16 protein-coding genes are annotated in these 15,868 nt (G+C 58.8%); 4 read left to right on the top strand and 12 right to left on the bottom strand.

Features of this window, described 5'->3' with window-relative positions; genetic code table 11:
• Nucleotides 1-177 precede the first annotated feature (177 nt).
• The 3 genes from ACP5E6_RS11920 to ACP5E6_RS11910 are packed head-to-tail and all read left to right on the top strand — an operon-like array spanning nucleotide 178 to nucleotide 2,443.
• Nucleotides 178-957, top strand: coding sequence for a DeoR/GlpR family DNA-binding transcription regulator (locus tag ACP5E6_RS11920; RefSeq protein ID WP_427954459.1), 780 nt, complete (start codon nucleotides 178-180; stop codon nucleotides 955-957).
• A complete protein-coding gene (locus tag ACP5E6_RS11915; RefSeq protein WP_427954458.1) occupies nucleotides 954-1,706 on the top strand; it encodes a sulfite exporter TauE/SafE family protein in 753 nt (250 codons plus the stop codon). Before ACP5E6_RS11920 ends, ACP5E6_RS11915 begins: the two co-directional genes overlap by 4 nt.
• Before the next feature lie 26 nt (nucleotides 1,707-1,732).
• Nucleotides 1,733-2,443, top strand: a complete 711-nt coding sequence (locus ACP5E6_RS11910) for an SDR family NAD(P)-dependent oxidoreductase (protein ID WP_427954457.1) — start codon at nucleotides 1,733-1,735, stop codon at nucleotides 2,441-2,443.
• On the opposite strand, the gene ACP5E6_RS11905 is transcribed toward ACP5E6_RS11910, so the two are convergent.
• The 12 genes from ACP5E6_RS11905 to ACP5E6_RS11850 all read right to left on the bottom strand — a co-directional run bounded on the left by ACP5E6_RS11905 (nucleotide 2,432) and on the right by ACP5E6_RS11850 (nucleotide 15,205).
• Nucleotides 2,432-3,625, bottom strand: a complete 1,194-nt coding sequence (locus ACP5E6_RS11905) for a hypothetical protein (protein ID WP_427954456.1) — start codon at nucleotides 3,623-3,625, stop codon at nucleotides 2,432-2,434. The genes ACP5E6_RS11910 and ACP5E6_RS11905 overlap by 12 nt on opposite strands.
• 38 nt (nucleotides 3,626-3,663) lie before the next feature.
• Nucleotides 3,664-4,773, bottom strand: coding sequence for a chorismate synthase (gene aroC, locus ACP5E6_RS11900; RefSeq protein WP_427954455.1), 1,110 nt, complete (start codon nucleotides 4,771-4,773; stop codon nucleotides 3,664-3,666).
• 15 nt (nucleotides 4,774-4,788) lie between these two features.
• Nucleotides 4,789-5,283: a GNAT family N-acetyltransferase gene (locus tag ACP5E6_RS11895; protein WP_427954454.1), complete on the bottom strand. Its 495-nt coding sequence runs from the start codon at nucleotides 5,281-5,283 to the stop codon at nucleotides 4,789-4,791.
• A 162-nt stretch (nucleotides 5,284-5,445) separates the two neighbouring features.
• Nucleotides 5,446-6,153: a PEP-CTERM sorting domain-containing protein gene (locus ACP5E6_RS11890; protein WP_427954453.1), complete on the bottom strand. Its 708-nt coding sequence runs from the start codon at nucleotides 6,151-6,153 to the stop codon at nucleotides 5,446-5,448.
• 183 nt (nucleotides 6,154-6,336) lie between these two features.
• Nucleotides 6,337-7,002 carry a PEP-CTERM sorting domain-containing protein gene (locus tag ACP5E6_RS11885; RefSeq protein WP_427954452.1) on the bottom strand — a complete coding sequence of 222 codons (666 nt, stop codon included), beginning with the start codon at nucleotides 7,000-7,002 and terminating at the stop codon, nucleotides 6,337-6,339.
• A 273-nt stretch (nucleotides 7,003-7,275) separates the two neighbouring features.
• Nucleotides 7,276-9,141, bottom strand: coding sequence for a sulfate adenylyltransferase subunit CysN (gene cysN / locus ACP5E6_RS11880; RefSeq protein WP_427954451.1), 1,866 nt, complete (start codon nucleotides 9,139-9,141; stop codon nucleotides 7,276-7,278).
• Nucleotides 9,141-10,082 carry a sulfate adenylyltransferase subunit CysD gene (cysD, locus tag ACP5E6_RS11875; protein ID WP_427954450.1) on the bottom strand — a complete coding sequence of 314 codons (942 nt, stop codon included), beginning with the start codon at nucleotides 10,080-10,082 and terminating at the stop codon, nucleotides 9,141-9,143. The genes cysN and cysD overlap by 1 nt, the downstream gene beginning before the upstream one ends.
• 158 nt (nucleotides 10,083-10,240) lie before the next feature.
• Nucleotides 10,241-11,758: a Do family serine endopeptidase gene (locus tag ACP5E6_RS11870; RefSeq protein ID WP_427954449.1), complete on the bottom strand. Its 1,518-nt coding sequence runs from the start codon at nucleotides 11,756-11,758 to the stop codon at nucleotides 10,241-10,243.
• Nucleotides 11,759-11,942: 184 nt separating this feature from the next.
• Complete coding sequence (locus ACP5E6_RS11865; RefSeq protein WP_427954448.1) at nucleotides 11,943-12,650, bottom strand: pirin family protein; 708 nt, start codon at nucleotides 12,648-12,650, stop codon at nucleotides 11,943-11,945.
• A gap of 150 nt (nucleotides 12,651-12,800) precedes the next feature.
• Nucleotides 12,801-13,250, bottom strand: a complete 450-nt coding sequence (locus ACP5E6_RS11860) for a MarR family winged helix-turn-helix transcriptional regulator (RefSeq protein WP_427954447.1) — start codon at nucleotides 13,248-13,250, stop codon at nucleotides 12,801-12,803.
• A gap of 3 nt (nucleotides 13,251-13,253) precedes the next feature.
• Complete coding sequence (locus ACP5E6_RS11855) at nucleotides 13,254-14,132, bottom strand: universal stress protein (RefSeq protein WP_427954446.1); 879 nt, start codon at nucleotides 14,130-14,132, stop codon at nucleotides 13,254-13,256.
• Nucleotides 14,133-14,164: 32 nt separating this feature from the next.
• Complete coding sequence (locus ACP5E6_RS11850; protein WP_427954445.1) at nucleotides 14,165-15,205, bottom strand: rod shape-determining protein; 1,041 nt, start codon at nucleotides 15,203-15,205, stop codon at nucleotides 14,165-14,167.
• A gap of 264 nt (nucleotides 15,206-15,469) precedes the next feature.
• Between ACP5E6_RS11850 and ACP5E6_RS11845 the strand changes: the two genes are divergently transcribed.
• Nucleotides 15,470-15,724 (top strand): YMGG-like glycine zipper-containing protein, encoded by a 255-nt coding sequence (locus tag ACP5E6_RS11845; RefSeq protein ID WP_427954444.1) that lies wholly within the window; start codon nucleotides 15,470-15,472, stop codon nucleotides 15,722-15,724.
• Nucleotides 15,725-15,868: the final 144 nt, after the last annotated feature.

Genomic DNA, 15,868 nt, shown 5'->3' with positions numbered 1-15,868 from the left:
TTTATTGATGGACACTGAGGTGATGTATGTCGCATGGCACCGCTGTGCGATGAGGTCGGGTTTGGCGCTACGGCCAGCCCGACCGTTTTCGTTCGGTCTGGTTTGCCAAGTTGTTACCCAAGATGCATGAATTACAAAGTCGGATCTGTGATTTTGTCATCTTTTTAGGAGTTTCATCTGTCAGATCATCCAGCTAGCATCAACCGGCTGACCGAGATCGTCGCTCTGGTCGGAACGCGTGGATTTCAGACAATCGATGCGTTGGCCCAGCATTTCGACGTGACGGTCCAAACCATCCGGCGCGATTTGAATACTCTTGCTGCGGAGGGGCGCATCAGCCGGTATCGCGGTGGAGCAGGTTTGCCATCGAGCATTGAAAACATGGAGTACGCGCGGCGCAAAGTGGTCAATTTGGCCGCCAAGCAGAGGATCGCGGCAATGGTCGCTGCGGATGTTCCCGAACATGCTTCGTTGTTCATCAACATCGGAACCACCACTGAACAGGTGGCGCGCGCTCTGTTGGGACATCAGCATTTGCGGGTGATAACGAACAATCTCAATGTTGCACGCATCATGAGTGAGAACAGCGACTTCCGTATCGTGGTGACTGGCGGTATGGTGCGCAACCGCGATGGCGGCATTACTGGTCAGGCAACACGTGATATGCTTGATCAGTTTCGTGCCGACATCGGGATCATCGGGATTTCGGGAATCGATGCCGATGGCGGATTATATGACTACGATATGGATGAGGTGATCTGTTCCCAGGCGATTATTCGCAACGCTCGCCGGGTCTTGCTGGTGACCGATCATTCGAAATTTGGCCGGCCGGCACTGATGCGCGTAGGGACGCTCGCTCAGATCGCCTCATTGTATACCGATGTACCGCCGCCACCGGCAATCAATGATCTGATCACATCATTAGGGATCGAATTGCATGTGGCGCCAACTGAATGAACTGGCGTGATCTTGTCTTGGTGGTCGTGTCCTTTGCCGCCGGCGCGCAGAATGCGTTGGCGGGTGGCGGCTCGTTTCTGACGTTTCCGGCCCTTCTATTCGCCGGGCTGGATCCCCGCGCCGCGAATATTACCTCGACCATTGCATTGTTTCCGGGTCAGGTCACAACCGGATTGGCCGGACGAAACCTTGTTATGGGTGCGGCTGGGCTCGGATTTGGTGGGCTGTTCGGAATCAGCCTCGTTGGTGGTGCTCTCGGAGCGGTCTTGTTACTGGTTACGCCGCCCGGCGTATTCGCCCGGATGGTGCCGTTCTTGGTTCTATTTGCAACGATCGTGTTCGCCTGGGGCAGTTTCGTGCGTCGTTCCACGAGGGAGGGGGCTACTGCGCGGTTAGGTAGGCGGTCTGCGATTATCGTACAATTTATGATCTCGATTTACGGCGGGTACTTTGGTGGCGGGATCGGTATTCTGATGCTCGCGGCGCTAACGGCTGCCGGTGTGGCGGTTCGTCATGCCGGAGCAACCAAGAACGTATTGGCCGGAGTCATGAACGCCTCTGCCGTTGCGGTGTTTCTAACTGAGGCGCGGGTAGCTTGGGATTTGGTCGCGTATGTCGCCGTGGCGGCGATTGCAGGCGGGCTGCTTGGCGTTTTCATGTTGCGCCGGATCAACGAAACAGTGTTGCGGGCGGGAGTCGTGGCGATCGGATTGGCATTGACGATTGGCTTGTTCATTACGATGCCCTGAACCATAATCGAATTATGAGCGGTGCCGTGGAACGAATACTGGAAGGACGGTTGGCGCTGGTAACCGGTGCAAGCCGCGGTGTAGGGGCGGCGACCGCGATCGCTTTGGCGCGGATGGGGGCTCATGTGGTGATCGCAGCCCGTGATGATCTCGGTCTCACCGTGACTGATGACGCGATTCGTGCCGCGGGCGGAGAGGCGACTCTGCTGCCGGCTGATCTGATCCGGGCCGACGTGACGGATCAGATCGGCGCCAGCCTTTATCAACGGTTTGGTCGATTAGATATCATGGTGCATGCCGCCGGAGCGATCGGGCAACTCACGGCAACGAGCCAGATCGATCAAGCGGATTGGGATCGGGCGTTCGGGATCAACGTAGCTGCGACTTGGCGGTTGATCCGTTCGACCGAACCTCTGTTGCGCGCTGCAGGGCATGGCCGGGTGGTGGTGTTGACCCATGAAGTCGCGTCCACTCCGCGGCCATATTGGGCATTGGCCGGCGCCAGCATGGCAGCGCGACAAGGATTGGTCCTTGCATGGGCCGCTGAACTGATACGGACGGACCTTCGAGTCAATCTGTTCGATCCTGTCGCGGAATTATGGCTTGCGGAGGGAACCGAGGCGGGAGAGTTGCCGCCCTACGACGCCATGGCAGCCACTGTTGCCGCGATGTGCCTACCGAGCGAGGGACGCCACGGCGTCGTTGTGCGATGCTCTGCGGCTGACTTAAACGGTTGACAAAACTGCCGGAGCGAGTGTCGGGTTTTTTGCGGCTGGATGAGTCGGATTGCGGAAACGCATCGCACTATCGGCTCCCAGCGGCCCATAAAGTTCGAATCGCGACGCGCAGGTAACTGCGACAACGACCCGCGCCTCCGGAAACGTCAAAAATTGCCTTGCCTCGCCCTCAAGCGTGAGTTGATCGCGTAAAAGGGACCACTCAAGACGGTCGGTATCTTCAATGAACATGGCAAGAATACCTGGTCGGCTTCCGCTGAGTCGCGTGGGGGCAAGGGCAGCGAGACGGGTGCGCATTGCGACCGCCACCTCATTTTCACTGCCAGCGCGTGCCGCTAAGACCAAAATACCATTACCGCCCCCGGTGACCGCCAGATTGGCTTCCGGGCCGAACTCGTTCCGGAGACGGTTCATAAGACCGTTTTCGCTGGCTTGTGCCGCCGCGAGCATCAGAGGATCAAGCCGCAGTACCGCCGCTTCATCATGATCCGAACGTTTGGAACTAGAGAGCATGGTATTGATGCGCTTGTGCAGTGTGGCAAGAGCATTGGTGCCGTCCGCCGAAGCGGCATCGCGCAAGCCCTGAGGCAAGGTCATTTTCAGGAGGTACCTGCCGGGATGGGCGGACAGCCAGGTCTGCAGATCGGGGTCGATCTGATCCATCAGTCGCATCCAAGCAGCCCGGTGAACCAGTCTGCCTTCCTCAGCAGAAAGTGTATCGCAGGCAATTTCAGCCGTAGTGCCATCGCGATCTATTAAAAGATCGTAGACCGCGCCGTCTTCAAGGCCGGCGTAGTGCACAGTGAACCCCAGCGCCTGATGCAGTGATGCCGTTCGATGCAGGTGAAGCAGTGGCATCAGATTGGCGTCACCCGCCAAGCTGTCAGCGACGGCGGAATGCAGACGAGCCTTGCCCGATACACTCAGCACTGCGTCGAGACGAGCAAGACCGGCCACGCGATCAGCCAGAGTAGTCTCAATTGGGGACAAATCCAGTCCGAGTCGGGCTTTTTCAGCTGCGAACTCGGCTGCATGGCGAACACCTACGAATTTACCATAACGCGCCGCGGTGGCGACTTTGGCACGAAGTTCCGCGATTCGTTCGGCCCATAATTTTCGGCCGGCCATCGTAACAACCGCTTTGATCTGCTTACTACGCTGAGCCGACGAGGTTATATTCATGATTACCGCATACTACAGTGCTGATGAACAAACGGTTATCACATTTTCGTGATCGGCAAGACCGCCGGCATGGGTTCACCACATTGCGCACGATGACGCAGCCAATGATCGGCAAGGACGCAGGCCATCATGGCTTCGCCGACGGGTACCGCCCGGATGCCGACACAAGGATCGTGGCGACCTTTTGTCTGGATTTTGATATCGGTTCCGTCGGCATCGACGCTTGCAACCTCGGTCAGGATCGAACTGGTCGGTTTGACGGCGAAGCGCACGATAATGGGTTGGCCAGTTGCGATACCGCCAAGTACACCGCCAGCATGGTTGGAAAGGAAGCGAACGGTTCCATCGGGGTTCATGCGCATCTCGTCGGCATTATCCTCGCCACGCAAAGTGGCAGCGGCAAAGCCGTCACCGATTTCCACTGCTTTGACCGCATTGATGCCCATCATCGCCGCCGCGAGATCGGCATCGAGTTTCGCATAAACCGGCGCGCCGAGACCGGGTGGGACGCCGACCGCAACTATTTCTATGACGGCCCCGACGGAGGAGCCGGATTTGCGAATGGCATCGAGCTCACTCTCCCATTGAATGGCGGCAACCGCGTCGGGGCAGAAGAAATCGTTTCGGTCGATCTCGAAATCGTCATAGCGGCTGCGATCGATCCGATGTGATCCCATCTGTACCAGAGCGCCGCGAATGGTAATGGCATCGCCCAGAATCCTGCGGGCAACGGCCCCGGCAGCCACCCGCATAGCGGTTTCGCGAGCCGATGACCGGCCGCCGCCACGCGGATCACGGATGCCGTATTTCCAATAATAGGTAATATCAGCATGACCAGGGCGGAAGCGGTCGGCGATATTGGCGTAATCCTTGCTGCGCTGATCGGTGTTTTCAATCGTTAGTGCGATTGGTGTGCCGGTGGTCAACCCCTGATAAACTCCAGACAGGATTTTGACCGTATCAGGTTCGCGGCGTTGTGTGGTGAACCGCGACTGACCAGGACGGCGTCGGTCGAGATACGGTTGAATGTCGGCTTCCGACAAAGCGATGCGGGGTGGCACACCATCAATGACGCAGCCGATCGCTGGTCCATGGCTTTCTCCCCAGGTCGTAACTCGGAACAGATGACCAAAGCTATTGTGTGACACGATCCGAACCTACACCTACAACCACGCCGTCAACAATGCGACGCTCAGTGCGTCGTCGCGCAGGGCGTAAGCCGTTAGTTGGGTTTTGGGGACGAGACCGAATTTTCGATAAAATGCGGTGTTGGGCCGATTGTCGGCAAACATGTTCAGCTTGTTTCGCCGAAGGCCAAGCCAAATATCCGCCAGATCGATCAATGCGGCCACCAATGCGGTACCACCCCCTTTGCGCTGCCAGACATCAGCCTCCATGACACCGAAGCTTGCGGCGTGGTCACGATGGCCCGTCAGGCAGCGCAGGGAGGCCGAACCGGTGACCGTATCCGACGTTGCGGCGATAATTATGTGATCGTTTGCATTCAGTCTATTGCGATTAGCCGATCCGGTGGCGTCGCCGGCGAATGGCACTCCCAAGGTGCCGTAACGCTCACCGAGCCTATCACGAATAGCGCATTTGGCGGCTGTATCACCAAGGTTGACGGCACGGAGGTTAAGCGGTGACGTTGCATTCATTATGCTTGGCTAGTATCTGCCTGTGACATCGTCAATCGTGCAGCGGTCATTTGGCGAGACTAGAGCGATATGCGATTAAGTTGACGCGACAGCGGCAACATAATCGCATGAAATCGCTCGAAAAAACATAGAGCTAGAGCGTTAAGCTGAAAGCATCACGCTCTAGGCACGGCGGCGGCGAACAAGCATCAGCCCCAGAGCACAAACGGCGGTCACGAGCAGAATCAACGAGCCGGGCTCAGGCACAAGAGCGTCGCCTTTCACGACGAACACCCGATCAACCAGGATATCTTTGGCAGCATACCCGGCGCCGCTAAATGCAAATTCTAACGTATAGTTACCAGCGCTGGCAATTGTAGCAACAGACGCAACGGTGAGCCATCGATCAATTCCCTCGGTCATACCAATTGTACCGACTGTTGTCTGCGCGATCAGATCTGTGCCGGGAATGCTGGCGGAAAACGAGGCGTCGTAGGGATTGATATATCCATTGTAGGGAACATAGACATCATAGCCGATGCTGTAGGTGCCAACGCCAAGGGCGATCGTCTGTGACAGTATCTGTGTGCCGTAGTCGGTTGAAAAATAGGCCGCATAACCACTACTTGTGTTTGGGCTACCGATGTTGAGCGTGTCGTTCGGGATGGCTTCACCGAACGCGCCGTTTGGAAATGGTCGGGCAGTATTATCGGTCGCGATGACGACGGCAGCAGAATTAGTGTTGCCGATCGTAGTCATAGTCCAATCGGTGAAATTGCCGGTTGCGAAGGTCCCGTTTGTGACGAGGTTTTCGCCAGCGAAGCCGCAGGGTGACAGTGTCAAGCCGATTATGGCAAGGGCGGCTATACGGCGGATACGTTGAGCCGACATGATAATCTCCGAAAGGTGATCATGGCATCGGCCACCTACGGGCTGATTGCTCACATCACTGTGATGACGTCACAACAAAGTCGTAACAGCTGAATATTTCGGTTCGGTTAACCAATCGGCCCCAGACCGAACAATCAAACACGCTCCCGGCGAACCGGGAGCATGAGACGGCATCAGGCTTTTTTATGCACGCTTTCTGCGACGCAGCAGCAGGCCAAGACCAACAAGACCAGTGCCAAGAAGGGCGAAAGACCCCGGCTCCGGTACGTTCACGTTCGAAAATTGTAGAGCAGCGGGGGCACCGTTCGCTTCAAGATACCAAATATTATAGGTGCCTGGTGTGACGCTGAAATTGGTTGGTGTGGCTGTCGTTGGATAGGAACTGTTCACCAGGGTCATCGTGTTAGCAGCATTGTACAGGCTGAACCCGTCGTCATGGGTGACAGTACCGGAAAACGCGTGATTGGTTGTGAATGTCAGTTCGAATAGTGCGACGCTTCCGAAGCCCGATGTGCTCAGAACGCTATTTCCCGAGCCGCCGTTGAAATAGGTGATATCGGAGAACCCCGCTCCATTATTGGTGAATCCCGCAAATGTATTGCTGCTTTGCGTGCCGTCGAACCAGTTCGGCATGCCGGTATACGTTGCCGTTGCCATCAGATTGTTCGACCCGATAATCGTGTTGGTCGGGAGGGCTTGCTGGTTTGCATCGCCGATCTGCGCGTTCGGCGTCGCGGCGGTCCAGACAGTCACTCCAAACGTCATTGACGGATCGGCTTGGGCGGTGGCAGCACCAATAGTGGTAGCCACAAAAGCGGCTCCGGCGATAAGGGCCAGTTTGTTAAGCATGCGGAACTCCAAAAAATGAGCGAGAGGATGTTCCGCTTTTGGAACCATACAGCGCGCAATAGCGCCTAACATCTTATAAGCAAATTGCATGCCAAAAAACAATGTTATTTAAATTCAGACTGTTACAAGAAAAATGGTCGCCGCCGCCGTCGCGCATGTAAAATTTTCTGACAATTCCCTGCCGCGCAAACCGCCGAAACATCCTCAAGAATGGTGAATGCGAGTGTTGAGCAGGTGCCGCGGTTGTGAATTTTAACCAGTTTCCGTAGAAATTTATCGATCGAAACCGAGTGTCTCGCGCAGAGATGACAGCATGCTGTCAGCCAGAGCTTCTGGATCGGATGTTGTGGTGTCGAGTCGGAACTCCGGTGCTTCGGGCGGTTCATAGGGACTATCGATGCCCGTGAAATTACGGATCTGACCGGCATCGGCCTTGCGATACAATCCCTTAGGGTCGCGCTCGCGGCATACGGCGATGGGCGTATCGACAAACACCTCATGGAACAGGCCGGGTTCGACCAGTTCGCGGGCCATGCGGCGTTCGGCTCGGAACGGGGAGATGAAACTGACCAGGACAATCATGCCAGCATCGGCGAAGAGTTTGGCGACTTCGCCGATGCGGCGGATGTTTTCGACTCGGTCGGCATCGGTAAAGCCGAGATCGCGGTTGAGGCCGTGGCGGATGTTATCGCCGTCCAGCAGGTAGGTGTGGGCGCCCAGGAGATGCAATTTGGTTTCCAGCAGATTGGCGATAGTCGATTTGCCGGAGCCCGACAGACCAGTGAACCAGAGAATCGCTGGTTGATGTCTGTTACGGGCAGTGCGTGCAGCCCGGTCGACGGTGAGGGATTGGGTGTGAATATTGCTGGCGCGGCGCAACGCGTGACGAATCATGCCGGCAGCGACGGTTGCGTGACTGACGCGGTCAATCAGGATGAAGGCGCCCGTACGGCGATTGTCCTGATAGGCATCGAACGCGACAGGGGTGGCCAGAGCGAGGTTAACCAAAGCCACTTCGTTCAGGTTCAACTGCTCGGCGGCGAGTTCGTCGAAATTGTTGACATTGATTTTGTGGCGGATTTTCGAAACCACACCTGAGACCGTCGCGGTGCCGATCCGAAGCGTGTAGGGACGGCCGGGCAGCAACGGCGTTTCGGACATCCAGACCAGATCGGCAGCGAATTGATCCGCCACGTCTGGGCGGGCGGCGGGCGGTGCCAGAATATCGCCCCGCGAGATGTCAAGTTCGTCGACCAGCGTCAGAGTGATGGCCTCGCCTTCGCTCGCTGCACGGCGATCGCCATCGGCGGTGACGATGCGTGCGACGTGGCTGGTGCGTCCGGAGGCGGCGACGATGATCGGATCGCCGGGCCGGATTGATCCACCGGCGATCGTGCCGGCATACCCGCGAAATCCAGCATCCGGTCGATTAACCCATTGTACCGGAAACCGAAACGGCGACATGCGGCCGGCGGCCGGTTCGATAATTTCAAGGTGTTCGAGCAAAGTCGGACCTTTATACCATGCCATCGCGGCGCTACGATGCACCACATTGTCGCCGTGACGGGCAGAGAGCGGGATCGGGGTGATTGTCTCAAAATGGAAACGTGCCGCGAGCGCCGCGAACTCTGCGGCAATTGTATCGAAACGTCCCTGATCATAGCCGACCAGGTCGATCTTGTTGATGGCAAGCACGATGTGTCGAATGCCAAGCAAATCGGCGATGAAGGCGTGGCGGCGGGTCTGAGTGAGCAGACCTTGGCTGGCATCGACCAGCAGGATTGCGAGTTGCGCCGTCGAGGCACCGGTCGCCATGTTGCGGGTGTACTGCTCATGACCCGGCGTGTCGGCTATAATAAACTTGCGGTGTTGCGTCGCCATGAAGCGATAGGCGACATCGATGGTGATGCCCTGTTCGCGCTCTGCCTCCAGACCGTCGACCAGCAGGGCGTAGTCGATATTTGCCCCATCGGTGCCGAATTTTTTGGAGTCATGTTCGAGCGTCGCGCGTTGATCGTCGGGAATGTTGTCGGTATCGAACAATAGCCGTCCGATCAGGGTGGATTTCCCATCGTCGACCGAGCCGCAGGTCAGCAGGCGCAATAGGGAGCGGGGCGCCTGGGCGCTCATGTCGTTCATCAGAAATATCCCTCACGTTTCTTTTTTTCCATTGCAGCGGAATCATCGTGATCAATCAAACGGCCCTGGCGCTCAGACATCCGGGATGCACGCATTTCCGCCAGCACGGCATCGAGCGTTGTGGCATTCGACTCAATAGCGGCGGTCAGAGGGTAGCAACCGAGGGTGCGAAACCGCACCAGGCGGTGTTCGGGGCGCTCGCCGGGCGCGAGCGGCAAGCGCGCGTCATCGACCATAATGAGCTGATCACCGCGTATGACGACGGGGCGGCGTTGGGCAAAGTAGAGAGGTACAACGGGAATTCGTTCCTGCGCGATATAGGTCCAGATATCTGCTTCGGTCCAGTTTGACAGCGGAAACACTCGCATCGTCTGTCCCGGTGCGAGGCTGGTATTGAACAGGGACCAGAGTTCCGGTCGCTGCGCCTTTGGATCCCAGCCGTGACCGACAGAGCGGATCGAGAAAATCCGTTCCTTGGCTCGGGATTTCTCCTCATCGCGGCGGGCGCCGCCAAACGCGGCGTCGAATCCGAGTTCATCGAGCGCGGCCTTGAGTGTGTCGGTCTTCATAATCTGGGTATAGGTCGAGGCACCGTAGTCGAACGGGTTAATCCCGCGCGCCGCGGCTTCGGCATTGGTGCGCACGATCAGATCAAGACCGAGGCGTGCGACCGTAGCATCGCGAAACGCAATCATCTCGCGGAATTTCCAGCCGGTGTCGACATGCAGAAGCGGGAACGGCGGCTTGGCCGGGTAGAACGCCTTGATCGCCAGATGCAGCATCACGGAACTGTCCTTGCCGATCGAATACAACATCACCGGATGACGAAATCCAGCCACGGTTTCACGGATGATCTCGATGCTCTCGGCCTCGAGCGCGGCGAGGTCAGCCGACGGTAATGCGGGTGCGTTGGCCCCTTGATGCGCGGTCGCGAGCGTCATGACAAACCCTTCCGACAAGTCATTTTGACGGGTTGTGACCGAAAACGCCCCCGATCCGCAAGGGCCGGAGGCGTTTATGATGTGAACCGCTTACAAATCCCGGTCAGCGGGGAGCATGTTTTCCCGCTGGACCGGATTGGTACAACCCCGTTTCCGGATCACTTCTTGTCGTCGGGCTTAGGTAGCGGCACAGCAACGAAAATCGCCTGGTTGCCACGCATCACCCGGAGTGCGATCGCCTTGGCCTTCTGAGCTTCGGCCTTATGGATCGCACTGATCGCCTGATCGGGGTCGGTCACAGTAGCGCTGCCGACACCAACGACAACATCGCCCGAGCGCAACCCGGCTTCATCCGCCGGGGAGTTTGGCACGACATGGGCGACCACAGCACCCTTGGCTGAAATCGGCATATTGAGCTGCTGACGATCGGATTCGGTCAGCGGAGCCAAAGTGAGGCCAAGCTCCGGCTTGTTCGCGGCGGGTTGACCGTTGCTGCCAGGCCCCTGATTGAACGCGGCTTCGGCATTGGCCGGCATTTTCTCGACCGTTATCGCAGCGGTTTTGTCATGACCGTTACGCTCATAGGTAACTTTTGCGGAATCGTCAGGCTTGATCTCCGAAATTGCGAGGGCAAGGTCGCGCGGGTCGGTAACCGGCTTGCCATCGACTGCGGTAATGACGTCACCTGGCTGCAGCCCAGCCTTAGCCGCCGGGCCGTTCGGCACGGTTTCTGCAACCAACGCACCGTCTGACCGTCCATCATGACTCTTGAGGCCCATCGCGGCCGCCATTTCCGGCGTTACAGTCTGAACCTGAACACCGATGAAGCCGCGGGTGACATGGCCCTGCTTGATCAACTCAGAGCTGATCCGCTTGACCATGTCCGACGGTATCGAAAAACCGATGCCGACCGAGCCGCCGGTCGGGGTCAGGATGGCGGTGTTGACACCGATCACCTGGCCCTTCTGGTTGAGCAGCGGACCGCCCGAATTGCCTTCGTTGATCGGTGCATCGACCTGAATGAAACTATCGTACTCGCCGTCGCCGATGTCGCGGCCGAGGGCAGAGACCACGCCGGTGGTGACGGTTTCAGCCAGGCCGAACGGGTTGCCGATCGCGATAACCCATTGACCGGGCGTCACTTTCGCGGAATCACCGAGCTCCAGATAGGGAAACGGCTTCGAGCGCGTAACCTTTAGAACCGCGAGGTCGGTGCTGGGATCGGTGCCAACCACTTTCGCCACCAGGCGTTCGCCATCCGAAAGGGTGACGAACACCGATTTAGCGTTTTTCACCACATGGTTGTTGGTGATCAGATAGCCTTTCGGGCTGATGAAGAACCCCGATCCCTTGGCTTCGACCGCTTGGGGCTGCTGCGGATGGGGGAACGGGAAAGGAAACGGCATACCTTCCGGACCCTGTGGCCCGCTCTGATCGGCGGTCTGTAATTTCAGATGAACCGTGACCGACACAACGGCCGGCTTTACGATAGTGACCAGAGGCGCGAAACTCGGCAACGGCTTATAGTCGCGCTGCACCTGCGCGGTGGCATTGAGCGATTGGTCGTCGGCCAAGGCAGGCCGCAACGCCACGATGGCCAGGGACGACCCGGCGAGCAGCACGGCCGAAAACGTCGCGATCCGATGCGGCCGGCGTCGTGCGATAAACGATGTCATACATGCTTTCCTTTATAGTTGGCCGGCCGTTGGGGCCGCGGTCGGGCAAAACGAGAGACGACGATGGAGGTCGATCGCATTAATCGTTTCGCGTCACTACACTATTCGCTTAACGGATCGAATGCCTACGCTCCGATATAGTGATGATTCTAAACGTGGGCAGGTTGCCCCCATGAAACTCGTTTCATGTGCGGACATCGACAAGGACTAGTTCGGTTTCCGATGCCCCGGCCTCGATCACGATCACGCGCTCATTGCTGATTGCAACCCCGTCACGGGCCTGTGCCGAGATGCCATTGATCGTGAAACAACCCTGCGGCGCCACCAGATAAGCTGCGCGGTCGGGCGCAATTTCGTGGGTGGCGCGCTGGCCGGGCGCAAGACGGGCGGCAAGGATAGCCGCATCGGCATAGAGCGGTAATGCACCGGCTTCGGCATCACCAGGACGGCCGCCCGCCAGAACGTGCAGGCCTGAGCCGGTGGCCCGCGGAAACGCGCGGCTCGCCCAACCAGGAGCAACACTGGTGCGGTCGGGTGTGATCCAGATCTGAAAGAGGCGGGTAGGTTCGTCCTGCTCGTTATATTCGGCGTGGGTGATGCCGGTGCCGGCGTGCATCACCTGAACGTCGCCTGCCCAGGTGACGCCCTGGTTGCCCAAACTGTCCTTATGGGTGATCGCGCCCTGGCGAATAAAGGTGATGATTTCCATGTCGCGATGCGGATGTGGGTCAAACCCCGTGTGGGGAGCAATCTCGTCGTCGTTCCAGACCCGTAATGCCCCCCACCCCATCCTCGCGCGATCGTGATAGCTGCCGAAGCTGAAATGGTGGTGGGCGTTCAGCCATTCGTTGCGGAAAGTGCCGATACTGTCGAACGGGCGTAACTCGATCATGAAGGTCTCCTTCAGAGAAGCGGGGGGACGGCAAGGGAAGGCTAAGACTTCATTTTTACAAAAGAGACAGGTCTCGCGCACATGCCGAGACATGTTCCTGAAAACGATTATAATTCGATATCAAACGATATGGAGTCAGGATCAGAAATTTCAATCGGATGCGGCGAAACGTCCGAGGCGGCGAAGCAGATCGTCGAGCAGCGCCAGATCGGCGCCGGTGACGCCGGCCATGGCGGCGGCAATGTCACGGGCATGGCCGGGAAACAAAGTCTGGATCAATTGTGTGCCTGCTTCGGTCAGCACGACCCGGACACTCCGCCGATCTTCCGGACAGGCGACACGGGTGACCAGATCACGCTTGGCGAGTTTATCGATCACGTCGGTCAGATTGCCTGGGCTGGTCAGGATTTTGCGCGACAGATCACGTTGGGTCAGCGGGCCGAGATGGAGTAGCGCTTCGAGCACACCAAGCTGGGTATGCGTCAGGCCCAATGCGGTCAAGCGCGGCGCGGTGCGCGCGCTCACCGCATGGCTCGCTCGCATCAACTTCACATAAGTGCGGATCGCGGCTTTAGTCGCTTCGTCTTCGACGCCGTACATCACTTAGCGGTTCATCAGCACGGCAAGTTTAGCGTGTTCGAGCACATGGCGTGTAACACCGCCGAGAATCAGCTGGCGCAGGCGGGAATGCGAATAGGCTCCCATCGCCAACAGATCGGCGTCGTGGTCAGTGACGGCGGCGAGTAGACCGGCACCGGTATTTCGATCGATCGCGCGGAACTCGGTCGCATCGGTGGTGATGCCGTGCAGGTCAAGGAATTGTGCCAGTTTGGCGGCGTCCGGTCCCTGGCGTTGGTAATCCGGCGAGTGGAAAATCCGGACTGAGTCGGCATCGCCCAACCAAGGCAGTACAGAAGCCACGGCAGAGGCACTTTCGGCGGTACCGTTCCAGGCAATCGCAATCCGGGAGCCGATCACGGTCGGGACATCGACCGGCGCGATCAGGGCAGGGCGGCCAGAGTCGAACAAAACTGCATGTAGAGCGTCGGCCGAGGCGACCTCTTCGGCCGATTTTGGATGCGGCACCACGATCAGGTCTGAAAGCCGGGCTTCTCCGGCGACCAACTCCTCCTCGCGCCCGACCACCGAGGAGAACCGGGCCGTCGCGGTCCGCACCACGCCATCGGCGGCGCGGAGCGGCGCACCGACAGCGATGCCGCGCGCAGTGGTTTCCGCAGTGAACAGCGCGTTGAGGGCCGCAGCCTCGGTGTTGCCCTCCTTTTCGGTACTGACCATCATTTCCTCGATCATCGCCCCCGATAGACCCTCTCCGGCCAGAGGGGCGACATCGCGGGTGTCAGTACGGACGTGCAACGCGTGCAGATGCGCCCGCCAGCGCTCCGACAGCAGCAGGGCGGTCGCCAGTGCGGCGCGGGCAGAGGCAACGCCGGCAAGCGGGAGCAGTATTTTACGGATCGCCATGGGTCTGTCCCCCGAGCGGATTGATAAAAAGGTCAATACATCGATGAAAGTACGGTACGCAGCCGTTTCAACTCCTCAAGCGCGCGGCCGGTACCCAGAGCGACGCATTGCAGCGGATCCTCTGCCACCACGACGGGCAAACCTGTCGCTTCGCGCAGCACATCGTCCAACCGGTGCAGCAGCGCACCACCGCCCGTGAGCACGATGCCCTTGTCAACGATGTCGCCGGCGAGTTCGGGCGGGGTGTTTTCCAGCGCGACTTTCACGGTCTCCACGATCTGGCTGACCGGCTCGGCCAGGCTCTCGGCGATCTGCGCCTGGCTGACCCGCACCTCACGCGGTACACCATTGATCAGATCACGCCCTTTCACTTCGCGCCAGATGCCCGGTGCGGAAGGATCAGACCACGCGGCACCGATCTCCAATTTGATTTTCTCGGCCGAGGATTCGCCGATCAGCAGGTTATGGTTCCGCCGGATGTAGGAAATGATCGCCTCATCCATCTTGTCGCCGCCGACCCGGACCGACCGTGCATAGACAATGCCGCCGAGCGAGATCACCGCCACCTCCGTCGTGCCACCGCCGATATCGACGACCATGGAGCCGGAGGGTTCGGTCACCGGCAGTCCGGCACCGATCGCGGCGGCCATCGGCTCCTCGATCAGCAGCACTTTGCGCGCACCGGCGCTCTCGGCGGATTCCTGGATCGCCCGGCGCTCGACCGCGGTGGAGCCCGAAGGGACGCACACAATGATCAAGGGCGATGCGAAGCCGCGACGATTATGCACCTTGCGGATGAAATGCTTGATCATTTCCTCCGCAACCTCGAAATCGGCGATGACGCCGTCGCGTAGCGGGCGGATCGCCTGAATATTGCCGGGAGTACGGCCAAGCATGTGCTTGGCTTCTTCACCGACTGCGAGGACCTGCTTGCGCCCCTTGATTTCGGCGATCGCGACGACCGACGGTTCATCGAGCACGATTCCGCGCCCCTTCACATAGACAAGCGTGTTGGCGGTACCCAAATCAATGGCCATGTCGGCGGACATGAGCCCGAGAAGCCGAGAAAACATGAAATCCTTTCGTGCTGCGCGAGGCAGTAACCGGTGGCGACAGGATGTGCGGCAGGGTCGTAGCGGCACGATTGCAGCATATCGGCATTGGTCTGACGGTGAGCCGGGCGAAGAGTCAAGATGACGCGTGAAACTTCGATCGTCGAGGCACGCGGTGATGGCACGGCAGTGCCTTGGCCTGCGGCGTGACAATGCCGACATATTCCGGCAACCGCCATGCAAACAGAAGATGAGTATCCAACCGATGCATAAGGAGAACAAGCCATGACACGTATCAACCAACGCAGATTGCTGACCCCGCTGCTTCTCGCCGCGGTTTGTTTCAGCCTCGCCGCCTGCGGCTATACGCCGGGGTCGCGGGCGCTTTCAGGTGGCGCCATCGGTGCGGGGACCGGCGCCATTATCGGCGCGGCAACGGGTGGATCGGCGGCGACGGGTGCCTTGATCGGTGCCGGTGTCGGGGCGATCGGTGGCGCCGTGACCAATCCGAACACGGTCAATCTCGGCCACGCACCCTAGAACCGAAACTGCCACCCAGCAAAAAGGGAGGTCAAGGCCTCCCTTTTTGTGATGACGACGTCGGGTGATCGGTCAGGGTCAAACGGTGCGGCGGCGACGCAGGATCAAACCCAACCCGACCAGACCGGTGCCGAGCAAAGCAAG

It is taken from the genome of Acidiphilium sp. (assembly GCF_049977125.1).
Taxonomy (GTDB): domain Bacteria; phylum Pseudomonadota; class Alphaproteobacteria; order Acetobacterales; family Acetobacteraceae; genus Acidiphilium.
Note: the sequence above shows the minus strand (reverse complement) of the source record. Positions and strands in the feature narration are given on the sequence as shown.